We start from the raw sequence: 22,076 nt of genomic DNA, 5'->3' as shown, positions 1-22,076 counted from the left end.
ACTATTTTCCCTTAAATTCCGCAAAGGTCTGTAAGATTTTAGCTGCTACTGCTGGAGAAGGAGCTCCTTTTAGCTCTAACGTGTCATCTGCATATGGACTAAGACCAGCAAAATCTCCAATCTGGACAGAATAGAGCGACGTCTTAAACAGTTCAATATCGTTTTGGTCATTTCCAAAAGCGATGAAGTTCTCCCCGCATAACTTTTCAACTGTTGTCGCCTTATGAGTATCCAAGGGATTAACATAAAGGCACTTTTCATGCGCATGATAGGAGAGATGAGCTAGCCCCAGTCTTTCTAACTGACCAAGCAGATCATCAAGCAACTCCTCATGGTCACCCATATAAACGACTACCTTAATCGGAGTACCCAAGTCCTTGAGTTTCTGATGACGAGCTACCTTTAGGGGATCTACACTGGAGATAAATGGAATCTTCTCCACAATCTGACCACTATAGTCAAAGCAGTCATCTACAAAGAAAGGGAGATTATAAGTCTGGCAATAATCCACTAGCGCATGATAAACTCTAGCATCGAGATTTCTTTCGAAGATAGCCTTCCCCAAGTGATAGGCTACGCCACCATTCAATCCTATGACCAAGCGCTGACCGAGTTTAGGGCCTAATAAACCCAAGCAATCCCGATAAGAGCGGGCTGAGGCAAACACAAGCTCATGCCCATAATCTTCAGCCTTTAAAAGAACCTGCTTAATCTCCTCATCAATGGTCATGTAGTCAAAAGATAGCGTTCCATCCAGGTCAAATACGAATTTCATCTTCCTAGTCCTTGTTCAGTGTACGAAGCGCTGCCTGATAGGTTTGCTCCATTAGCATGGTAATCGTCATAGGTCCAACTCCACCAGGTACAGGTGTGATGTGACTAGCAAGTGGTGCAACGGCATCATAATCAACATCTCCACAAAGCTTGCCATTTTCATCTCGGTTCATCCCAACGTCAATGACAACCGCTCCCGGTTTGACAAAGTCAGCTGTCACAAACTTAGCACGACCGATTGCAACGACAAGAATATCTGCCTTAGCAGCCACCTTGGCAAGATGATGGGTGCGTGAGTGGGTCAAAGTCACAGTCGCATTCTTAGCCAAAAGAAGCTGAGCAATTGGTTTCCCAACGATATTGGAGCGACCGATAACAACCGCATTTTTACCTTCTAGATCAATCCCATATTCATGAAACATCTCCATAATTCCTGCAGGTGTCGAAGGAATCATAACTGGATGACCAGACCAGAGACGCCCCATGTTTAGGGGATGGAAACCATCCACGTCTTTTTCGGGGTCAATGGCTAATAAAACTGCCTCTTCATCGATATGTTTTGGCAAAGGTAACTGGACCAAAATCCCATGCCAAGCTGAATCTTGATTGTATTTGGCAATCAAGTCTAACAATTCCGCTTGGGTAATGGTCTCTAGAACTCGCACTACTTCACTTCGGAAGCCAGCAGCGAGAGCTGAGCGTTCCTTGTTGCGAACGTAGACTTGGCTGGCTGGATTATCTCCAACCAAAATCACCACCAAGCCTGGAACTAGACCTGTTTCTTTTTTTAGTTTGGCAGTCTTTTCAGCCAACTGTCCTTGTAACTTAGCTGCAAGAGCCTTCCCATCGATAATCTGAGCCATATCTCTTCTCTTTTCTATCAGATATCCTCTATTATAACAAAAAATACCTTGTCATTCTAACACTTCTTGACTAATAGACCTTATAGTCTGAAACTATAAGAAAAAGCCCTTATCGAGCTTTTAGGCCTAATTATATTAGATTAATCTATCATGTTTTCTTTTTTACTTTTGGAGTCGGTAAGACTTCATACATATTCTTGATTAGTTTCGCTAGAAATGACTTATCTTCAAGGTCTTCTAGCAAAATCATCTCCTTGGCTCCTTCATAAGGTCGTTCCAGCCTAGTCAGTCCCAGTTGACCCATGACCACCTTCACAGGCTTCAGTAACAAACGATTATCACATATTCCCCCAATAATCTTCCCACGATAATAAAGGATATACTCTCCCATCATAGGACGATAACTCATCTCCTCTAGCTCTGATAGCTGTTCGAGAATAAAATCTAAATATTCTTTACTGGAAGCCATGATGCCTACTCCATTTTTTCTAAAAATGAGGTCTTACAAAACCTTACTCAAAAATTCCTTGGTCCGTTGTTCTTTTGTTTGATCGAAAATCTCCTCAGGCGTTCCATCTTCGACAACAACTCCATCCGCCATAAAGATAACACGGTCTGCTACCTCACGCGCAAAGCCCATTTCATGCGTCACAATCACCATAGTCATCCCTGACTTGGCAAGGTCTTGCATAACAGCTAGAACTTCTCCAACCATCTCAGGATCTAGGGCTGAAGTCGGCTCATCAAAGAGCAAAACATCTGGTTCCATAGCAAGTCCACGTGCAATGGCAATCCGTTGTTGCTGACCACCTGACAAACTCTGTGGATAGGCCGTTGCCTTATCTGGCAAACCAACTTTTTCTAATAGTTCCTGTGCCCTCTTCTCCGCAACTTCCTTGCTTTCACCTTTGGTTTTAATTGGTGACAAAGTGATATTTTCCATCACTGTCATATTGGGAAAGAGGTTGAATTGTTGGAATACCATGCCCATTTTTTCACGCATGGCAAAAAGGTCATTTTTCTTATCAGTGATATCAACTCCTTCAAAGATAACCTTACCTTTACTTGCTTCTTCAAGGAGATTCATCGAACGAAGGAGAGTTGATTTCCCGCTCCCTGACGGACCGATAATGACCACAACTTCTCCTCGTTTAATCTCAAGGTTGATACCTTTTAAAACTTCATTTTTCCCAAAAGACTTATGTAGTTCTTCAATTTTAATCAAGGTTTCTGTCATTATTTCTTATCTCCTTGTCCAATATGTTTTTCAAATGCTTTCAACGCCACTGTCAAAACAGAGGTCATAATCAAATAGTAAAAGGCTGCAAATAAAAGGGGAGTCAACGGTAAATAAGTTGTTGTCGCTACTGTCGTTGCACCATTCCACAACTCCATCACCCCAATCGCAGACAAGAGGGAACTATCCTTGATAATGGTGATAAATTCATTTCCCAGAGCTGGAAGAATATTTTTGATAGCTTGTGGCAAAATGACATAACGCATGGCATTTTTCGGACGAATACCAAGAGAGTAAGCAGCCTCTAACTGCCCTTTAGGAACCGCATTGATCCCAGCACGAACAGTTTCTGAAACATAAGCTCCACTGTTCATAGAAATAATCAGAATACCAGGAATCAAACGAGAAAGATCAACTCCTAAAATTCCCACTTGAATAGTCGGAGCGTTGATATGCATGAGGGCAAAGGCAATCATAATCTGAACCATCATTGGCGTCCCACGGAAAATCCAAACATATACATTTGCAAACCAAACGAGCGGTTTAAAGCGTGAACGTTGAGCAAAGGCCAGTAACACACCTATAATGGTCCCTAAGCAGACAACAAGGATGGAAATCAATACGGTAATCAGAGCACCATAGTTAAAATACGGTAAATACTTTGGTAAAAAAGAAAAATTCATATTCAATCAACTTTCTATGTATTAGATTGTATGATTATAACATGAATTGAATTAAAATGCAATCTTTTTTCACCAATTTTAACAATTAACTTGTTAGAGTGGAGAAATAGAGAGAAATCACAGTTTTTTTCTAGTCAACTACCTCTTGTTTATGGTAAAATAGAAACGATAAGAAATGGAGGAGAATCAAAATGGAATCACATTTGGTTAGAATCATTAACCGCTTAGAAGCAATGACAAAAGATGGTGGAAATCTAAAACGTAATTTTGAACGTGAAGGTGTTGTTGTCGCAGAAGTTGCATACAGTCACGACGAAGAAAACGGATCACTCTTCACCCTTCGCGATGTAGAGGCTCGTGAAACTTATACCTTTGATAGCATTGATTTGATTGCAATGGAGATCTACGAACTCCTTTACTAATATAAAAACAGCGGGCAGTAAGGCCCGATGAATGAGAATCCTTTTTGTCACCACAAATGGGATTTTTTCTTACCTTCAAGTCGATTAATTCTCCATAGATCCTTCTTTTAAAAACGACCGCTTCCCAATCTTTTTACTTGCTTTACACCTTAATCATGCTATAATGAGAGTATAAAACTTTGACTATTTTTGACCTTTTTTCTTAGGACAAGAATAAGAATGAAATGAGGTAGATGTATGCTCTGTCAAAACTGTAAAATTAACGACTCAACAATTCATCTGTATACCAATATCAATGGACAGCAAAAGCAAATTGATCTCTGTCAAAATTGCTATAAAATTATCAAAACAGATCCAAATAATACCCTCTTTAAAGGAATGACTGACTTAAACAATCATGACTTTGACCCATTCGGCGACTTTTTCAATGATTTGAACAATTTCAAACCTTCTTCTAATAACATCCCTCCAACTCAATCTGGTGGGGGATATGGAGGAAACGGTGGTTATGGACCTCAAAACCGAGGTCCGCTTCAAACACCACCTAGCCAAGAAAGAGGACTCCTTGAGGAATATGGTATCAATATTACTGAGATTGCTCGTCGGGGAGATATTGACCCTGTTATCGGTCGAGATGAGGAAATTATCCGCGTTATCGAAATCCTCAACCGTCGAACCAAGAACAATCCTGTCCTCATCGGAGAACCGGGTGTTGGTAAAACAGCCGTTGTGGAAGGTCTAGCTCAGAAGATTGTCGATGGCGATGTTCCCCATAAACTTCAAGGCAAGCAGGTCATCCGCCTGGATGTGGTCAGTCTAGTACAAGGAACAGGGATTCGAGGCCAATTTGAAGAACGTATGCAAAAACTCATGGAAGAAATCCGCAAACGTGAGGACATCATCCTCTTTATCGACGAAATCCATGAAATTGTTGGCGCAGGATCAGCAGGTGATGGCAATATGGATGCAGGCAATATCCTCAAACCAGCCCTTGCCCGTGGTGAATTGCAACTGGTCGGAGCCACTACTCTCAATGAATACCGCATCATTGAAAAAGATGCTGCTCTAGAGCGCCGCATGCAACCTGTCAAGGTAGATGAACCAACTGTCGAAGAAACCATTATCATCCTTAAAGGAGTTCAAAAGAAATACGAAGACTACCATCACGTCAAGTATACTGATGCTGCTATCGAAGCTGCTGCAAATCTTTCCAACCGCTACATCCAAGACCGCTTCTTGCCAGACAAGGCTATTGACCTGTTGGACGAAGCTGGTTCAAAGATGAATCTAACACTGAACTTTGTTGATCCTAAAGTGATTGATCAGCGTTTAATTGAAGCCGAGAATCTCAAGGCTCAGGCTACTCGAGAGGAAGATTTCGAAAAGGCTGCTTATTTCCGCGATCAGATTGCCAAGTACAAAGAAATGCAAAAGAACAAGGTGACCGATCAGGATACTCCTATCATCAGTGAGAAAACCATTGAACATATCATTGAGCAGAAAACCAATATCCCTGTTGGAGAACTCAAAGAAAAAGAACAGTCTCAGCTTATCCATCTAGCAGACGACCTCAAGGCCCATGTTATAGGTCAAGATGAAGCTGTCGATAAGATTGCTAAAGCCATCCGTCGTAATCGTGTTGGACTTGGAACTCCTAACCGGCCAATCGGAAGCTTCCTCTTTGTCGGACCAACTGGTGTCGGTAAAACAGAACTTTCCAAACAACTAGCCATTGAGCTCTTTGGTTCTGCTGACAGCATGATTCGCTTTGATATGAGTGAATACATGGAAAAACACAGTGTGGCTAAATTAGTCGGAGCCCCTCCAGGTTATGTTGGCTATGATGAAGCTGGTCAGTTAACGGAAAAAGTTCGTCGCAATCCTTACTCACTCATCCTTCTCGATGAAGTTGAAAAAGCACACCCAGATGTGATGCACATGTTCCTTCAAGTCTTGGACGATGGTCGTTTGACTGATGGGCAAGGACGCACAGTTAGCTTTAAGGATGCCATCATTATCATGACCTCAAATGCAGGTACGGGTAAGGCCGAAGCCAGTGTTGGTTTTGGAGCTGCTCGTGAAGGACGTACCAACTCTGTTCTCGGTGAACTCGGTAACTTCTTTAGTCCAGAGTTTATGAACCGTTTTGACGGCATCATCGAATTTAAACCTCTCAGCAAGGACAACCTTCTCCAAATCGTCGAACTCATGCTAGCGGATGTCAACAAACGCCTCTCTAGCAACAATATCCACCTCGATGTGACGGACAAGGTCAAGGAAAAGTTGGTTGACTTAGGTTATGATCCAAAAATGGGGGCACGCCCACTCCGCCGTACCATTCAAGACCATATCGAGGATGCCATCACTGACTTCTACCTTGAAAATCCAAGCGAAAAAGACCTCAAGGCAGTTATGACAAGCAATGGCAATATTCAAATCAAATCTGCCAAAAAAACTGAGAAAACAGAAGAGATTGCTTCTGAAATAGAAGAATAAATCTCATAAAAAGAACAGGAAACAAGATTTCCTGTTCTTTTTTTAATTCTCTTCTTGAACTTGATAGCGAAGAATTGTTTTCAATTTGCTTGGCTCCGTTCGATGAAGGTTATTGAGATAAATTTCTCGGTGGACTTCCGAAGTTCTTTTGAGTTTATGAAGTTGACAAAAATGCTCCATCTCTGCAAAAGTCTCATTTTCAGTATCAAAAGGTCCTACATGAAGCATAGCAAGACTTTGGCCCTCTTCTATCATTTCAAAACGAATAGCCTCATAGAGAATATTTGGCTTCTTGATTATGACCTCTTCCAAAGCTTTTTCAAATAGTTCTCTCGTAATAAAATCGGGTTGCCCAATCATAATGCTATAAGAAAGCTCACTTTTTACCAGTTCTCCCTCCTTCTCCTTTTTCCATACACCTTCTAAAGGAAAGACAGTAAAATCAGTGTAAACCTCATCCAGAGGAGCTTTTTTATACTTCATCTTTATCGCATAGGCTAAGGCATATAAGGCCCCTACTCGTTCTGAAAAATCTTCTTGATTTGGATCACCTTTACCATCAATCATGATATAGGTTTGACCTGGCACCCGCAAAATGCTGGGCCTAGCCTTCACTTGATAAAGAGCTTTTGCTTCTTTTCTCCATTCGTATTTCATTTGGTTCTTCTCCTTTCTGTCTCTAGTATAGCATTAAAACCCTGACATCTTTTGTCAAGGTTTGTAAAGTTTTTGGATTTTTTCTACTCTAGAAAGCAGTTCCTTCTTCAGATGATTGGGAGCGAGTATTTCCACCCCATCTAGATAAGACAGGAGGTAAGTATACAGACTTTCATGCTCTGGTAGGACTGTCTTGACATAATAACATCCATCTTTCCCCAAGCTAATCTCATCTTCTGAAAAATCTTCATAAACCCGGAAAGCAAGCTTGGGACTAAACTTCAAGGAAACTTCGATTTGATGTGCCACTTGATTTGAACCATCAACCCAATCCCCCACATTTTTCTGCTTCACAGTTTCAGTTGTTAGGTGATAATTCCTAATTCTAGACAATTTGAAAAAACGCCACTCTTCCTTCAAACAACAGTAGGCATGAAGGTACCAATCTCTCTTTTTAAATACGAGTCTAAAGGGCTCGACTGTACGAATCGTTTTCTGACCACACCCACCTAGATAAGTAATCACCAGTTGCCTTTTCTCTAGAATAGCATGTTTGATGTTATCAAATAATTCTTTTTGACCTTCTCGCTTCCTCCAGTCAGTCAAGTCTACTTCTATCCAAGGGCTGGGAGAAACTTGAAAAATAGATTCCAACTTTTCAAGTAACAGATCTTGCCTGTCATTTGTCAGAGCTCGAATCCCTTGCAAAGCTGATAGAAGTTCTAATTTTTCATCCTCCGATACAAGAGTACGATCCAGAACAAAGTTCTTCATTAAAAAGATTCCGCCCGCCTTCCCAGGAACTGAATAAAGGGGAATCCCTGCCATACTCAATCGTTCAATATCGCGATAAATCGTTCGTACAGATACTTCAAATAATCGGGCTAATTCAGGAGCCGTTGTACTGCCTTTTTCTAAAAGTAGATATAGGATACGAAATAGTCTTGATTCTGCCATAAAATCACCTCTCTTTTATTATACCAGTTATAGTGCTAGGTTTGGAAAGTTTAACGAGACAAGGATTGACCAAGACAAAGTAGCTTTTTCTGCACAAGTTCGTTGGTTTATTCTTGACAGCTTGCCCCTCGTCCATTATGATAATAATAAAGACACTAGAGAATGAGGAAAAAGCAATGGCAAACCCAACTTATGGTGATAAAAAAGAGAATGTGACCTACCAGTCCCGCTATGGTGTGTACGCAGTTATTCCGGATGCGGAGAAAAAACAAATTGTCCTAGTTCAAGCTCCCAATGGTGCTTGGTTCTTGCCAGGCGGAGAGATTGAAGCAGGCGAAGATCATCAAGAAGCACTGAAGAGAGAACTAATCGAAGAACTTGGCTTTACAGCTGAGATTGGAACCTATTATGGGCAAGCTGATGAGTATTTCTACTCTCGCCACCGTGATACCTACTACTACAATCCAGCGTATCTCTATGAAGCTATTTCTTTCCAAGAAGTACAAAAACCATTGGAAGATTTTAATCATATTGCTTGGTTTCCTATTGATGAAGCAATTGAAAAACTCAAACGTGGTAGCCATAAATGGGGAATTGAAGCTTGGAAAATCCAGCATGGAATTGGCTAAAATACACGATTTTATCCAAAAAGTGCTATAATAGAGTTAGAAAAACGGAGGAACTGTTATGAAGCTTATCAACACGACTAATTCACACTCGCAACTTGTTAAAAGCCAATTAGAAAGCACAGACGCAACTCTTGTCGAGGTCTATTCTGCTGGAAACACAGATGTAGTTTTCACGCAAGCCCCGCTTCACTATGAAATCCTCATTTCCAACAAACACCGTGCTATTCGTGAACCTGAAATCGAAACTATCCAAGACTTCTTCTTGAAACGTAAAATCGATAAAGGAAGCATTGATGAAGCTAATATCAAGACGCTTTATTCAGATAAATTGATTGAGATTTCAATCCCTTTAAAATAAGAAGACCAGTCAAAAGCTGGTTTTCTTTTGCAAAAAAGACTGGTAGTGCACAGCTACCAATCTTTTTATTTTATTTCACAGCTTCTTTTAAAGCATCTACCTTGTCTAATCGTTCCCATGGAAGGTCAATATCTGTATGTCCCATGTGTCCATAAGCCGCTGTTTGACGGTAAATTGGACGTTTAAGGTCTAGCATTTGGATAATTCCTGCAGGACGAAGGTCAAAGATTTGACGCGCTGCTTTTTCAAGCTTGCTTTCAGCTACTGTTCCTGTACCAAAAGTATCGATACGAACAGAAACAGGCTGTGCCACCCCAATAGCGTAGGCCAATTGCACTTCTGCCTTCTTAGCCAAACCTGCTGCAACGATATTCTTGGCAATGTAGCGAGCCGCATAAGAGGCTGAACGGTCCACCTTCGTCGCATCCTTACCAGAGAAGGCACCGCCACCATGACGAGAGTAGCCACCATAGGTATCCACGATAATCTTACGGCCAGTCAAGCCTGAGTCTCCTTGAGGTCCACCGATTACAAAGCGACCAGTTGGATTGATGAAGAATTTTGTCTGCTCATCCAAGTAAGAAGACGGAATAACCTCTTTGATAACCTTGTTAATCACATCATTGTGAATTTGTTCATTGCTAACTTCTGGGTCGTGCTGAGTTGAAATAACGACTGTATCCACACGTACTGGACGGTCATTTTCATCATACTCAACCGTAACTTGTGATTTAGCATCTGGGCGAAGATAGCTGATTTCACCAGACTTACGGAGTTCTGCCAAACGACGAACCAACTTGTGGCTGAGTGAAATTGGCAATGGCATGAGTTCTTCTGTCTCATCCACTGCAAACCCAAACATAAGACCTTGGTCTCCAGCACCAATCAAGTCCAGTGGATCTTGATCTGCATTCCCACGAACCTCCAAGGCTTCGTTAACACCTTGGGCGATATCTGGTGACTGCTCAACAAGTGACGGATGAACTCCCACCGTCTCTGCAGAAAAACCATACTCTGTATTGGTATAACCAATCTCTGCAATGGTATCACGAACCACACGGTTGATATCCACATAAGCATTTGTAGAAATTTCACCAAAAACATGGACGGAACCTGTGTATACAGCTGTCTCGGCAGCAACGTGCGCATCTGGATCTTTAGCTAAAATAGCATCCAAAATCGCATCTGAAATTTGGTCTGCAATCTTATCCGGATGCCCCTCAGATACAGATTCAGACGTGAATAATTTACGTTCTGACATAAAAATGTCCCCCCTTAAAAAATATTGTTATAGAGTTACAAAGTACTGATAGGAAAACTACTAGTAATGAATACCTACCACCTTATCGGGACTATATAACCTTATCATTATACCACTTTTTACTTTTTTTTGCAGTATTTTCTCTAAAACAAAAAAAGAACCTTACGGCTCTTTTCTCGTCATAAAAATTCGGTTTGTACTCCATAATACAGAAGGTCATACCTATGCTTATCTGCATACTTCGTTTACAAACTACCTATTTTTTATCACAATGTTCTTACAAACAATCTTCCAGTTAGGCTTACTGTTCCTTAGACTTTCTATTGCTTACAGTTAAGCCAAGTCCAGCCATTAGGAGGCCAAGTCCTACAATACCATAGTTCGCTGTATCATTACTTCCTGTATCAGGGAGTTTCGCCACTTCTTTTTTATAAGCTGTAGCTACTGGAACTGTGGTAGTTGGAGTCGCACTTCCTGTCTGAGCAACAGGTAGTGTTGTACGACGTTCTAGATAGAATTGATAATTATCTTTCGTTACCTTGTAATTGTGTCCTTCAGTCACAGTTTCAACAATCCATGTAGTTGCATCCTTAGTTAAAGAATCAGCCAAGTTACGATCAATAATCATTAATCGACCTTCAGATACAAAATCTTTATAGCTAATATCGGTCCCTGTCGAAGTTGCAACAATTCTTTCGATCTTTGCAGCTTTCAAAGACGCAAGAGTATTCGCCATCGTTGGAATTGAAGGATCCTCCTTCATTGGAGCATCTGTCAACAATACGACAAACTTTTTATTTTTAGGTGACTTAGACCAGTCGTAGGTTGAAACAATTTGTGTAAGAGCAGGTGTAGATGTTTCAGGGAAGTCTCCACCATGTGCAATCTTAATGCCTGCTAAGGCTTTTTCAAGCTCAGCTGGGTCAGAGGTAAAATAAGATTCATTAAATTTTGTTAAAATTGTACCCTCATCTGCTAATCCACCTATACGTCCATATACTTCATCACTAAAGGTAGCTAATCCAAAACGTGCTGCTACTCCATCTTTAGCAAGATTTCTTGCAAACTCATTGATATTGTTACGGACAGTGTCAATAGTTCGAGACATAGATGCTGAACGGTCAACAACAAAAACGATATCGGCAGAGTTAGATTTTGAAATCGTTCTTGTCGCTTTCTTGATTTCGACTGTAGTTGTTTTATCAACACGTTCATATTGGGTATAAGAATTTCCATCTTCATCTTTCCCACTCATTGTACTCTCAGTTTTTTCAGTCTTTGGAGCAGGAAGTTCTTCACTTTTTACAGGTGCCACTTCTGTCTTTGTGACTTCGACTGTTGCAGTTTCTTCATGAATCTTTTGATCACCTTCTTGGCGTTCTTTCACGTCAATTGGTGAAACTTTCTTAGAAACACCAACAAGCTCTCCAGGTTTTGCGTCTGATTGGTTAACGACTGGTTTCGCCTCATCAGCTTTAATTTCTGCTACAGCAGCTTCGACTGCCGATTTACTTGCTTCGGTTTTCTTTACTGTTTCAGTTGAAGTAGATGCCGGTTTTGTTGTTTCATCTGCAGACACTTGTCCGACCTGAGCAAAAGCAAACAAAATTGCTACAGAAGCCAACCCAACTTTCATTTTACGGAATGAAAAACGTTGTTGTTTCATAAATGATTTATCCATAAAAGTCCCCTTTTCTTTTCACGGTTCAAATTATATAATCCGATTGTTTTATAGTATGATAACACAAATTTGTATAGTTTTCAATTTTTTCCTTACGATTTCAATAAAATATCGGCCTAAAAACAAGTTTTAAAGCTGTTGCTATTTTATTAATCAAATTATTTTTATTATATAATTATTAATTTTATTGAATACTTCGAGAAATAAAATAAAAACTCAGTAGAATCAGGTGATTCTACTGAGTTTTTAAAATGTTTGGCGTTTGGCTTTTCGCTCTGCACGGCCACGTGCGCGATTTTCAGCACGCTTGGTTTTGCGACGTTTTTCATCCACTGCCCATTGAATCTTCTTCTTATAGCCTGGTTTGACTTTTTTCTTTTTCTTTTTAACCAAGCCAATCATTTCAATATCAAGCTTATCCTGCTTCTTTTCACGATTAGCACGACGATCACGGTCATAGGTATCTTGAAACTCTCCATCTTTAACCATTTTCGGAGAAAACTTAATTCCTAATTTCTCCAACTCACGGATATCCGAGTCATCGCTTGGCTGATAAAGGGTAATCGCTGTACCAGGTAGACCATTGCGTCCAGTTCGTCCAACACGATGAACAAAGAAGGACAAGTCTTGTGGAATGGCATCATTGATAACATGACTGACACCTTCAATGTCAATTCCACGCGCTGCCAAGTCCGTTGCGACAATGTACTCAAAATCAAGATTTTTCACCTGATTCATAATCCGCTTGCGTTCACGAGGAGCAATATCTCCATGAATCTTTGCTACCTTCAATCCTTGAGCAGTCAAGTAGGCATGTAACTCATCAGCACGCGTTTTTGTGTTAACAAAAATCATTGCCAAATAAGGCTGCATCAACTGGGTCAATTCATAAATCTGAGCATTCTTATCGCGGCCCTTGGTCGAAATCAACCAGTTATCAATGGTATCAGAAATGACTGTTTTAGTCTTGATTTTCTCCATAACAGGATTTGACAAGTATTTTTTCAAGAACGGTTGCAATTTTTGTGGAATAGTCGCTGAAAAGACCATGAACTGTAAGTCTTTTGGAAGGCTCCCTGCAATCTTATCAACGGTTTCCAAGAATCCCATATCCAGGGTCATATCGGCTTCATCAACTACAAAGGTCTTGGCCTTGTGAATAGCCAAATCCCCAGATTTGACCAAGTCATAGATACGACCTGGTGTTCCGATCACGATATGTGGTTGGTTGCTGGCAAGTTTTTCAATCTGACGCGCCTTATCCGTACCACCTACATAATTAACCACACGAACTTCGACATCTGAGTGAGCTGAAATCTGACGAGCTGCTTGGTAGATTTGAGTAGCCAACTCACGACTTGGTGCAGTAATGACTGCTTGCACACTATCGCTAGCTTCATCTAATTGTTGGAAAATAGGTAATAGGAAAGTATGGGTCTTTCCTGAACCTGTTTTTGACTCGCCAACCAAGTCACGACCTGCCAGTACAATAGGGATTAATTTTTCTTGTACCTCTGTAGGAGTTGTAAATTTCAACTCCTCCAAGGCTTCTGCTATATAATTTTTAAATTGAAATTTCTTAAATGACATACTATCCTCGATTCTATCCTTTCAATTATACCATATTTTGTCCTATTGCAGTAGTCCCTTTTGAATCTCAGCCCTGTAGTAAAGATGCAACTAGCTTAAAAGGTTGGAACCTCTGATTCCAACCTTTTTCATTATTTCCAGGTCAATACAGCATTCAAACCATAGTGATCACTGACTTGTGGACTATTTTGACCATCAAAAACTACTTGTAAACTCTCTACTTCTAACTCTTTGGTCGTAAAGACGTAGTCAATTCGTAGTGGCTCGGTATTGCCTTTCCAACCATCAATTTCTGGTGGAACGGTATAGCTACCACTTCTTTCTTTCGCAACTTCGAACGCGTCTTGTAATCCTAATGGGCTAGCTAAAATCGCTTGATAGCCTTCCCGACCAGCTGGATTATTAAAATCACCTGCTAAAATCAGAGGTTTGTTCAACTCTTTTAGTACAACCTCAAATCGTGCCCATTCTTCTTGGAAACCTTTATCCCACCAAGAGAGATGAATGCTTGCAAGAGCAAGTTCCTTGCCTTCAACCTCTGTCTCAGCCAAGGCAACACGGCGAGTATGGTAGTCCGTTGGATCATCTACATCTGATACTAAAATCTCATGCGCCTTAATAGGTGTTTTGGATAAGATTGCTACGCCTTCATGGTAGCGGTCATATCCAATATGATTGTAAGCCCAAGTCCAGTAGTAGTTTTTCCCTTTCTCAGCCAATTTTTCAACCAGAAGTCGGACATAGTGATCCTGATGAATGGGTTCTGCTGATGGTAAAGCTTGATAGTGATTGTTAACCTCTACCTCAGGCGAAGTCATTTCTTGATTGATTTCTTGGAAACAAATCAAATCATAATCCTTATCAAGAATGTCTTGGAGTAAGATTTGGAATTTTTCCTCTGCTTCCTTCTCCATCCAACTGTGGGTATTGAGTGTTAGAAATTTCATGCTTTTCTCCTAAAACAAGAGGTTGGAAAACAGCTTCCAACCCCAAGTATATTACAATTCTACTTTAGCAACTGCTGTTTTAGCTGCAAGAGAACCTGTTTGTTCTAATTTAACTGATTTGAGGACATCACCATTTGTGAAGACAACCACTGTTGATGTTTTGCGTCCTGCTTCTCGAATAGCATCCAAGTCAGCTGTGACAAGAAGGTCACCAGCGGCCACTTTTTGTCCTTCAGAAACATGAACAGTAAATGGTTTTCCTTCAAGACTTACTGTATCCAAACCAATATGAACAAGCACTTCAAGACCTGAGTCAGTGACAAGACCAAGAGCGTGTTTTGTTGGGAAGATACTTGATACAGTACCAGTAACTGGAGATACAATGTTACCATTTGCTGGCTCTACTGCAAATCCATCACCCATCATTTTTTGAGCAAAAACTGGATCTTCCACTTGTTCCAAGGCAATAACTTGACCGTCAGCTACTGAGTAAACTTCCTCAGTTACACCTTTGAAATGGACAGTATTTTGTTGAGTTTCTGTCATTTGACTTGGAAGAGTTTCAGGAATTACTTCACCTGAGTCAAGGATATCTTGGATATCAGATTTCAATACGTCAGCTTTTGGTCCGTAGATAGCTTGGACTCCTTGTCCTTTCATGACAAGACCCATAGCTCCTTCTGCTTTCCATTGTTCCTCAGTACCAACGCGATCTGCGTCTTTAACAGTTACACGAAGACGAGTCATACACGCATCCACATCTACGATATTTGCACGGCCACCAAGAAGGTTAATGATATTTACGGCTTGAGAAGCTGCTGCAACTTTTGGAGTTCCAGGAGCTGCTTCTTCTGATGCTCCTTCAGCAGTTTCGTAGTTTCCGTTACGTCCTGGAGTTGCGTAGTTAAATTTCTTAATCATGAAGTTAGCAATGAAGTACATGATAACCGCAAAGAGAACAGTTACCCAGATAAAGTTAACGATATCCATACCAATACCAGCATTAATTGCCAATGGTGTACGAGTCAAGAATTCAATTGAACCGAATGAGTGGACACGAAGGTGAACAATATCTGCCATAGCAAAGGCAGCACCTTGAACTACTGCATAAACAAGGTAAAGAGGCGTTGCGATGAACATGAACATATACTCGATAGGTTCAGTAACCCCTGTCAAGAATGTTGCAAGAGCTGTCGCAATCATCATACCCTTGTATTGGTGTTTCTTGTCAGCATCAACATTGCGGTAGATAGCAACGATGATACCCATCAAGATACCAAATGAACCAATCATTTGTCCAACTTTGAAACGAGCTGGAGTGACTGTTGTAAGAAGGTGTTGGTATTGGTCAGCATTTGAACCCTTAAGGTTAACAAGGTCAGTTACCCATGCAAGCCAAAGTGGATCTTGACCAAATACTTGTGTTCCTTTTGCTGCACCAGTTAACACTTCGTATGTTCCACCAAGAGCTGTGTAGTTCATTGGGATTGTCAACATGTGGTGAAGACCGAATGGCAAAAGCAAACGTTCCAAAGTACCATACAAGAATGGTGCAAGAACTGGAGCAGTTTCTTGTGAGTTGGCAATCCAAATACCGAAGTTGTTGATACCTGTTTGAACTACTGGCCAAAAGGCAGCAAGTAAAATTGCAGCAATAGTTGAACGAAGAATAACGACGAATGGTACAAAACGTTTCCCGTTGAAGAATGAAAGGGCATCAGGAAGTTTACGGTAGTTGTAGTATTTGTTATAGGCAGTTGCCCCTACAAAACCTGAGATAATCCCTACGAAAACCCCCATGTTAAGCGCTGGTGCCTCAAGAACACTGATAAAGTAGTCAGCAACCTTGATTGAACCACCAAAGAAGGTAGTAACCATTGCTTCAGGGTTTTTCAACATATCACCTGTAACACCGAAGATAGTACCTGTAATACGGTTAATCAAGATAAAGGCAAGTCCGGCTGCAAATGCACCACCTGCACGTTCTTTTGCCCAGCTTCCCCCAATAGCAAGGGCAAACAAGATATGAAGGTTACCGATAACCCCCCAACCAATTTGCTCAAGGATTCCACCTGTAATCACTAGAGGAGCAAGGTTTGGGTCGATCATCACGATTGATTTACCGATTGAGATCATCAATCCCGCCGCTGGCATAACGGCGATAACCACCATTAAAGCCTTACCGAATTTTTGCCAAAATTCGAAAGACAAGACATTTTTGAATGTAGCTTTCATCATTCAAATCTCCTTTATTTTATTTAGGCAAACGTTTTACGAAAACGTTTGCATTTGATTATGTATTAATTATACCACTTTTATTTTTTTTGTAAAGGCTTTTATAAAAAAATTGTCTATTTTTTTTAATTTTTAAAAAGGAAAAAGAGAAGTTTACGAAAACTTCTCTTTTAAAAATGTATTATTTTTCTGATTTGTTCTGAAATTTGCATTTAAATCCAACTAGATCTTCAAGAATCGACGCATCGAAATCCCTGAACCAATTGAACCAATGAAAATTCCAATTATAAATAATAGGACTGTCATCAGAGGAATAAACACATCTGGTGTAATCATTGACAAGTTTTGACCTACCAAGGATTTATTGACCGATTGATAAACCATATTGTAAACAAAGAAAACAAGGACAGAAGGAATCGCTGCACCAAGCAAGCCAATAAAAGCACCTTCTAGCAAGAATGGACCACGGATGTAGCCATTTCTCGCTCCTACCAGACGCATAATCTGAATCTCACGACTACGTGAAATAATAGTGATACGAATGGTATTGGAAATGAGGAAGACTGCGATAAAAATCAAGAGCCCTGCAATAACCAATCCCCAAACACGGATAAAGGAAGCTAGTTCAAAAAGTCGTTGAGTGTTAGCTCCACCATCTTGAACCTCTGATACTCCCTCAATTTTCTTAGCTTCCTCAGCTACCGTTTTAACATCACTCGGAGAATTTGTATCAACGATATAAGCATCATAGAGAGGGTTTGCATCCCCTTCAAAGACCTTCCAATCGTCACCCATTGTTTCCGTCAGTTTTTCATACTGTTCTTCTTTACTTGAGAAGGTAACACTCTTAACAGCAGGTATAGCTTTCAAAGCATCATAAACCTTGTGGTAGTCATTATTGGTAACTGTCTGACCTTCTTTTTCAATCGTTTCACTGTTATCAGCTACATCCTTACGAATGTATACCATGACCCGAACGTTGTTTTCAATATCGGTAGCCAGTTTTGCTGTATTAAAAATTACAGATGCAAACAGGGCAACGAGTGTTAAGGTAATCATAACCGAACTTACTGCTGCTACTGTCATCCAGCCATTTCGTTTTAAACTTTTTAATGATTCGCGAAAAAATCTACTAATCATCGTATCCATATTCTCCTTTAGCTTCGTCACGAACGACACGGCCATTTTCAATGGCAATGACACGGTGGCGCAAGGTATTTACAATCTGGCTATTATGGGTAGCCATCAATACTGTAGTACCTTGGAGATTGATGCGTTCCAACAGATTCATAATTTCCCATGAATTATCTGGGTCCAAGTTTCCTGTTGGCTCATCGGCAATCAATACTTTAGGATTGTTGACAATCGCACGAGCAATCGCAATCCGTTGCTGCTCTCCACCTGAGAGTTCATTAGGGAAAGAGCGAACCTTATGTTTCAAACCAACCAGGTCCAATACTTCCATAACACGTTTTTTGATGTTGCGACGGCTCTCACCGATTACTTCCATTGCGTAGGCAATATTCTCATAAACGGTCTTCTTAGGCAAAAGTTTGTAATCCTGAAAGACTACCCCGACACTACGACGTAAAAGCGGGACATCTTTCTTCTTAATTTTAACTAAATTAAAGCCTGCAACTGATAGGCTTCCTTTTTCGATCTTTACTTCTCGATATAAAGCTCGAATAAAGGTTGACTTACCTGCCCCAGAAGGTCCTACGATATAGGCAAATTCTCCTGGTTCAATGGTAACAGATACACCACGCAGGGCAGTCGTTCCATTGTCATACTTTTTGACAACATCTCTCATTTCAATGATTGACATATGAGTTCCTTTCTATCTTAGCTGATTCGCCACTTGAGGTAGGCATCGATAAAACCATCAAGGTCTCCATCCATCACCTTATCTACCTGAGCAACTTCAAAGCTTGTACGGTGATCTTTTACCATAGTATAAGGCGTGAAAACATATGAACGGATTTGACTTCCCCATGTGATTTCTTTTTTCTCACCTTTAAGGGAATCGACTTCCGCAGCTTTCTTTTCTTGCTCCATTTGATAGAGCTTAGCCTGCAACATCTTCATGGCACGATCTCTATTTCCATACTGGGTACGATCGACTGTCGATTGAACGACTGTCCCCGTAGGAATGTGAGTCAAACGCACACCAGTTGAAACTTTATTGACGTTCTGTCCTCCAGCACCACCTGAACGGAAGGTATCCATTTTGATATCATCTTCACGAATCTCCACTTCGATGGTATCATCCAACTCAGGCATAACCTCTACGGATGTAAATGAAGTATGGCGACGTTTGGCAGAGTCAAATGGCGAAATACGGACCAAACGGTGAACACCCATTTCTGATTTAAGTAGGCCGTATGCATTGGGACCTTCAAAAGACAAGGTCACAGACTTGATACCCGCTTCATCACCAGCCTGGTAATCCAATACTTCTACTTTAAAGCCTTTGGCATTTCCATAACGAGTATACATACGAAGCAACATATCGCCCCAGTCCTGAGCCTCAGTACCACCAGATCCTGGATGAATTTCCAAGATGGCATTATTATGGTCATAAGGTTCTGACAAGAGAAGGGTCATCTCGTAGCTGGTCATCATCTTATCCAGTTCTGTCAACTGTTCGACCAGTTCATCATGGACTGACTCATCTTCTGCTAAAAAGTCCAATAAAATCTCAACTTCATCCTGCAACTCTTCCATTTTACGGAAGGTGTTGTAGGTGTTTTTTAATTCATTTAATTCTTGCGACGTTTTTTGGGCCGCGATATTATCGTTCCAAAAATCAGGTTCTGTCATCTTGTTTTCCAAGATGGCAATCTCTTCCTCTAAGCCTTCTAGGTCAAAGAGACCCCCTAAAAGAAGCTAATTTTTCACGATTTGCGTCAATTTTTTGACGAATTTCTGAAATGTCCATAGATACTCCTTTTCATATCGTTTTATTATACCATAATCTCTCATTTCTTTCCATATTTTGCTTTTCACCGCTTTTGATGGCAGAAGAAAAGAGGCTCTAAAGCCTCTTGTTTAAAGGACTTTGGCAGAGGTATGAGTGATCTCCTCCACTTGAATTCCTTCTTTTTCAAACTTATCCTTTAAGGCAGTCAAATCAATTTTTCCATCAATTTGAACTTCGATGACGACCTTGCCATCCTTACGTGGGATGTTAACAGTATGGGAAATATTTAAATCCTCTTCTACAATTAAAGCTACAATTTTCCCCAGTACTCCGACTTCATTTTCTGTAATGAAACGAACACGAATCCCCTCTTCTCCGTACCCAGCGATTTCCAAGAAAGCCTGAAAAACATCGCGATCTGTAATGACACCGTAGACCTGATGATTGTCTACGACTGGTAATATCCCAATTTTATTTTTTAGCATCAGGTAGGTCGCATCTTCTAGACTAGCATAGCCAGAAACCGTCACGACATCACGAATCATTACATCTTTTACTTTGGTTTTATTCAGAAGATAATTCATCTCATAGATAGAGAGACTGGTTGCTTTAGATGGGCTTGCTTCCGCAATGGTTCCTTCTGTTACCAATCCGACTAATTGATCGTTTTCGATAACAGGTAAACGGTGCAAACCTTGCTCGCGCATCAAATCTGCTGCGTGTGCTACAGTCGTATCTGGACTGATATAAACTACCTTACGGGTCATGAAATCTTTAACTGCCATGAGACTTCTCCTTCTATATTGCTACTTTTATTATACACTTTCTTAGAAAATCTATCAAACGCTTTCATCTCTTTTTCAAGATTTTGAATAATCTGAGAAGTTTGCATAAAATGCCAGTATAAATTAAAAGGGAACCGAAGCCCCCTTTCTTCTTAAATCGTAATAGTGTCTCGATCTTTTATCATATAACGTTTCAATGGGCTAAGACTAGCTAGCCAGTATAGTAGACCACCGAATAGCGCAGTAAAACCACTTCCCGTTGTGATTAAAAAGATTGGACTTTGAATTTGTGCAGTTACAGGGTTGTAGACAAAAAGTACCGCTACCAATAAGGAGATAAATACACAAGACAAGCCAACTAAGTTAAATCCTTTAGTAAACTCGTAGGCGTCATGCCCTTCAAGGAAATAGGCTGAACGCAAGTCGAGTTTTCGTTTTCTTAAGATAAAATAGTCGACAACAATCATACCAATAATTGGCCCCTGAATATAGGCGGCTAGGGAGATGAAGGATCCGAAATATTCTTCTACTCCTCCCCAGATAGTGAGTAGACTCACGTAGACCATGGCAATCCAAACCATTAGTTTATAGCTTACTTTTGGCATCCCGCTTTTGACAATCATACAGTTCACGTAGGATCCAGTCCCCTGGGTTCCAATATTGGCAAAGGCTACTAGTAGGAGACTTAAGAGAGCAAAGGCGGGGGTGCTTAGAGTTGAAAGCATGGTTGTTGGATCACTTTCATAAACACCTGTTTTGGCAAACATGGCTAGAGCCATGACTCCACCTGTTGCAACGAAGAATGGTGCCACAACTCCGTATGATAAGGCTGTAGCCCAATAACCACTGCGTTCTGATTTTGCTAAACGTGGTAAAACCAATGCCTGTGTAGACCAAGAGAAAGCAAAGGCAACATTTCCTTCTCCAGAGAGCATGAAGCGTTCTAATGGCGTCAAATCTCCTTGGGTGGCTGGTTGGATGTTCATAATATCCGTTATAGGAACGGCGACAAAGCAGATTCCAACGATGATGAGACCGACAATCAATAAGGCGATAACCAAGAAGCGATTGGTCCATTTAATCACTTCCGGGCCTCCAAGAGCAATGAGAGTCCCAAGAAGAACACAGAGGGTACCAAGAATAGGTGCCCATATTCCCTTGTCCAAACCAAGACCAAAATTATTTGCCAAATGAATCATGGAACTGGCAAAAAGATTTGCAGCAACAGCATACCATCCAAAGTTAGCCAAGCTAATAATGGTTGATAACAAGGCTACACCTCTTTTTCCCAGAACAGCTCTCAACCAAATCCACAAATCAATTCCATACTTAACTGCAAACAAAATAGGGAGACATTCAATAAAGACCCAGATAATGTTAAAGCTAAAAATATTTATTAACATTTGATTAAAGGTCAAATATTGAGCTACATAGGCTCCTTGGGTATAACACCAAGTAGCAATGGCAAAACCACTTGTCGATAGAAAGAGATCCCAGAAAGAATACTGACGATCCTTATTGGTCATGGGAACAATTCCTGTTATGGTTTCTTGTTGGATATAGTCATTCATTTTAGACATG

The 22,076-nt window shown here is 40.6% G+C and carries 21 protein-coding genes; 4 read left to right on the top strand and 17 right to left on the bottom strand.

What is annotated here, in order from left to right; all coding sequences use genetic code 11:
• Position 1: 1 nt before the first annotated feature.
• The 5 genes from NMM25_RS03055 to NMM25_RS03035 all read right to left on the bottom strand — a co-directional run bounded on the left by NMM25_RS03055 (position 2) and on the right by NMM25_RS03035 (position 3,557).
• Positions 2 to 775: an HAD hydrolase family protein gene (locus NMM25_RS03055; protein WP_254735925.1), complete on the bottom strand. Its 774-nt coding sequence runs from the start codon at positions 773 to 775 to the stop codon at positions 2 to 4.
• Between the two features lie 4 nt (positions 776 to 779).
• Positions 780 to 1,637, bottom strand: coding sequence for a bifunctional methylenetetrahydrofolate dehydrogenase/methenyltetrahydrofolate cyclohydrolase (locus NMM25_RS03050; protein ID WP_254735924.1), 858 nt, complete (start codon positions 1,635 to 1,637; stop codon positions 780 to 782).
• A 148-nt stretch (positions 1,638 to 1,785) separates the two neighbouring features.
• Entirely contained in the window at positions 1,786 to 2,106 is a 321-nt protein-coding gene (locus tag NMM25_RS03045; RefSeq protein WP_254735923.1) for a TfoX/Sxy family protein, read from the bottom strand.
• A gap of 33 nt (positions 2,107 to 2,139) precedes the next feature.
• On the bottom strand, positions 2,140 to 2,874 hold the full coding sequence (locus NMM25_RS03040; protein WP_000140925.1) for an amino acid ABC transporter ATP-binding protein: 735 nt from the start codon (positions 2,872 to 2,874) through the stop codon (positions 2,140 to 2,142).
• Positions 2,874 to 3,557 (bottom strand): amino acid ABC transporter permease, encoded by a 684-nt coding sequence (locus NMM25_RS03035; protein WP_001011622.1) that lies wholly within the window; start codon positions 3,555 to 3,557, stop codon positions 2,874 to 2,876. Before NMM25_RS03035 ends, NMM25_RS03040 begins: the two co-directional genes overlap by 1 nt.
• 191 nt (positions 3,558 to 3,748) lie before the next feature.
• On the opposite strand from NMM25_RS03035, the gene NMM25_RS03030 reads away from it, so the two are divergent.
• Positions 3,749 to 3,979, top strand: a complete 231-nt coding sequence (locus NMM25_RS03030) for a DUF1797 family protein (RefSeq protein WP_000443577.1) — start codon at positions 3,749 to 3,751, stop codon at positions 3,977 to 3,979.
• A gap of 237 nt (positions 3,980 to 4,216) precedes the next feature.
• A complete protein-coding gene (locus tag NMM25_RS03025) occupies positions 4,217 to 6,475 on the top strand; it encodes an ATP-dependent Clp protease ATP-binding subunit (RefSeq protein ID WP_254735922.1) in 2,259 nt (752 codons plus the stop codon).
• 42 nt (positions 6,476 to 6,517) lie between these two features.
• Here NMM25_RS03025 and NMM25_RS03020 read toward each other — a convergent pair whose 3' ends face one another.
• On the bottom strand, positions 6,518 to 7,132 hold the full coding sequence (locus tag NMM25_RS03020) for a GyrI-like domain-containing protein (protein ID WP_254735921.1): 615 nt from the start codon (positions 7,130 to 7,132) through the stop codon (positions 6,518 to 6,520).
• A 54-nt stretch (positions 7,133 to 7,186) separates the two neighbouring features.
• Complete coding sequence (locus tag NMM25_RS03015) at positions 7,187 to 8,089, bottom strand: YafY family protein (RefSeq protein WP_254735920.1); 903 nt, start codon at positions 8,087 to 8,089, stop codon at positions 7,187 to 7,189.
• Positions 8,090 to 8,265: 176 nt separating this feature from the next.
• Here NMM25_RS03015 and NMM25_RS03010 point away from each other — a divergent pair, with 176 nt between their 5' ends.
• Together NMM25_RS03010 and NMM25_RS03005 are read left to right on the top strand one after the other, a co-directional pair.
• Complete coding sequence (locus NMM25_RS03010) at positions 8,266 to 8,718, top strand: NUDIX hydrolase (RefSeq protein ID WP_215804497.1); 453 nt, start codon at positions 8,266 to 8,268, stop codon at positions 8,716 to 8,718.
• A gap of 58 nt (positions 8,719 to 8,776) precedes the next feature.
• A complete protein-coding gene (locus NMM25_RS03005; RefSeq protein WP_254735919.1) occupies positions 8,777 to 9,076 on the top strand; it encodes a DUF1827 family protein in 300 nt (99 codons plus the stop codon).
• A gap of 70 nt (positions 9,077 to 9,146) precedes the next feature.
• Here NMM25_RS03005 and metK read toward each other — a convergent pair whose 3' ends face one another.
• The 10 genes from metK to NMM25_RS02955 all read right to left on the bottom strand — a co-directional run bounded on the left by metK (position 9,147) and on the right by NMM25_RS02955 (position 22,075).
• Positions 9,147 to 10,337, bottom strand: a complete 1,191-nt coding sequence (gene metK, locus NMM25_RS03000; protein WP_254735918.1) for a methionine adenosyltransferase — start codon at positions 10,335 to 10,337, stop codon at positions 9,147 to 9,149.
• A gap of 301 nt (positions 10,338 to 10,638) precedes the next feature.
• Entirely contained in the window at positions 10,639 to 12,018 is a 1,380-nt protein-coding gene (locus tag NMM25_RS02995) for a VWA domain-containing protein (RefSeq protein WP_254735917.1), read from the bottom strand.
• Between the two features lie 246 nt (positions 12,019 to 12,264).
• Positions 12,265 to 13,608 (bottom strand): DEAD/DEAH box helicase, encoded by a 1,344-nt coding sequence (locus NMM25_RS02990; RefSeq protein WP_254735916.1) that lies wholly within the window; start codon positions 13,606 to 13,608, stop codon positions 12,265 to 12,267.
• A 131-nt stretch (positions 13,609 to 13,739) separates the two neighbouring features.
• A complete protein-coding gene (locus tag NMM25_RS02985; protein ID WP_254735915.1) occupies positions 13,740 to 14,555 on the bottom strand; it encodes an endonuclease/exonuclease/phosphatase family protein in 816 nt (271 codons plus the stop codon).
• A gap of 51 nt (positions 14,556 to 14,606) precedes the next feature.
• Positions 14,607 to 16,793: a PTS transporter subunit IIBC gene (locus NMM25_RS02980; protein WP_254725146.1), complete on the bottom strand. Its 2,187-nt coding sequence runs from the start codon at positions 16,791 to 16,793 to the stop codon at positions 14,607 to 14,609.
• Between the two features lie 219 nt (positions 16,794 to 17,012).
• Complete coding sequence (gene ftsX / locus NMM25_RS02975; protein WP_254735914.1) at positions 17,013 to 17,930, bottom strand: permease-like cell division protein FtsX; 918 nt, start codon at positions 17,928 to 17,930, stop codon at positions 17,013 to 17,015.
• Positions 17,923 to 18,615, bottom strand: coding sequence for a cell division ATP-binding protein FtsE (ftsE, locus tag NMM25_RS02970; RefSeq protein WP_000022272.1), 693 nt, complete (start codon positions 18,613 to 18,615; stop codon positions 17,923 to 17,925). The genes ftsX and ftsE overlap by 8 nt, the downstream gene beginning before the upstream one ends.
• A 17-nt stretch (positions 18,616 to 18,632) precedes the next feature.
• Positions 18,633 to 19,728, bottom strand: a protein-coding gene (gene prfB, locus NMM25_RS02965; protein ID WP_096753628.1) for a peptide chain release factor 2 whose coding sequence is annotated in 2 segments (ribosomal slippage) — positions 18,633 to 19,655 and positions 19,657 to 19,728 — 1,095 coding nt in all. Because the reading frame shifts where the segments join, the coding sequence is not laid out codon by codon here.
• 110 nt (positions 19,729 to 19,838) lie between these two features.
• The gene (locus NMM25_RS02960) at positions 19,839 to 20,495 is read right to left on the bottom strand and encodes a CBS domain-containing protein (RefSeq protein ID WP_000268643.1); all 657 of its coding nucleotides are present in this window, start codon (positions 20,493 to 20,495) and stop codon (positions 19,839 to 19,841) included.
• 152 nt (positions 20,496 to 20,647) lie between these two features.
• Positions 20,648 to 22,075, bottom strand: coding sequence for a cytosine permease (locus NMM25_RS02955; RefSeq protein ID WP_254735913.1), 1,428 nt, complete (start codon positions 22,073 to 22,075; stop codon positions 20,648 to 20,650).
• Position 22,076: the final 1 nt, after the last annotated feature.

This window comes from Streptococcus sp. CF10-1 (assembly GCF_024295825.1).
Taxonomy (GTDB): Bacteria; Bacillota; Bacilli; order Lactobacillales; family Streptococcaceae; genus Streptococcus.
The sequence above is the reverse complement of the archived record's forward strand: the minus strand, read 5'-3'. Positions and strand labels throughout refer to the sequence as shown.

Coding starts and splice junctions, on each gene's coding strand:
- NMM25_RS03025 (WP_254735922.1), top strand. CDS start 4,217: ATGCTCTGTCAAAACTGTAAAATTAACGACTCAACAATTCATCTGTAT.
- NMM25_RS02995 (WP_254735917.1), bottom strand. CDS start 12,018: ATGGATAAATCATTTATGAAACAACAACGTTTTTCATTCCGTAAAATG.
- NMM25_RS03015 (WP_254735920.1), bottom strand. CDS start 8,089: ATGGCAGAATCAAGACTATTTCGTATCCTATATCTACTTTTAGAAAAA.
- NMM25_RS03010 (WP_215804497.1), top strand. CDS start 8,266: ATGGCAAACCCAACTTATGGTGATAAAAAAGAGAATGTGACCTACCAG.
- NMM25_RS03055 (WP_254735925.1), bottom strand. CDS start 775: ATGAAATTCGTATTTGACCTGGATGGAACGCTATCTTTTGACTACATG.
- NMM25_RS02980 (WP_254725146.1), bottom strand. CDS start 16,793: ATGATGAAAGCTACATTCAAAAATGTCTTGTCTTTCGAATTTTGGCAA.
- NMM25_RS02960 (WP_000268643.1), bottom strand. CDS start 20,495: ATGGCAGTTAAAGATTTCATGACCCGTAAGGTAGTTTATATCAGTCCA.
- NMM25_RS03050 (WP_254735924.1), bottom strand. CDS start 1,637: ATGGCTCAGATTATCGATGGGAAGGCTCTTGCAGCTAAGTTACAAGGA.
- NMM25_RS03005 (WP_254735919.1), top strand. CDS start 8,777: ATGAAGCTTATCAACACGACTAATTCACACTCGCAACTTGTTAAAAGC.
- ftsX (WP_254735914.1), bottom strand. CDS start 17,930: ATGATTAGTAGATTTTTTCGCGAATCATTAAAAAGTTTAAAACGAAAT.
- NMM25_RS02955 (WP_254735913.1), bottom strand. CDS start 22,075: ATGTCTAAAATGAATGACTATATCCAACAAGAAACCATAACAGGAATT.
- ftsE (WP_000022272.1), bottom strand. CDS start 18,615: ATGTCAATCATTGAAATGAGAGATGTTGTCAAAAAGTATGACAATGGA.
- NMM25_RS03040 (WP_000140925.1), bottom strand. CDS start 2,874: ATGACAGAAACCTTGATTAAAATTGAAGAACTACATAAGTCTTTTGGG.
- NMM25_RS03035 (WP_001011622.1), bottom strand. CDS start 3,557: ATGAATTTTTCTTTTTTACCAAAGTATTTACCGTATTTTAACTATGGT.
- NMM25_RS02985 (WP_254735915.1), bottom strand. CDS start 14,555: ATGAAATTTCTAACACTCAATACCCACAGTTGGATGGAGAAGGAAGCA.
- NMM25_RS03045 (WP_254735923.1), bottom strand. CDS start 2,106: ATGGCTTCCAGTAAAGAATATTTAGATTTTATTCTCGAACAGCTATCA.
- NMM25_RS03020 (WP_254735921.1), bottom strand. CDS start 7,132: ATGAAATACGAATGGAGAAAAGAAGCAAAAGCTCTTTATCAAGTGAAG.
- NMM25_RS02990 (WP_254735916.1), bottom strand. CDS start 13,608: ATGTCATTTAAGAAATTTCAATTTAAAAATTATATAGCAGAAGCCTTG.
- metK (WP_254735918.1), bottom strand. CDS start 10,337: ATGTCAGAACGTAAATTATTCACGTCTGAATCTGTATCTGAGGGGCAT.
- NMM25_RS03030 (WP_000443577.1), top strand. CDS start 3,749: ATGGAATCACATTTGGTTAGAATCATTAACCGCTTAGAAGCAATGACA.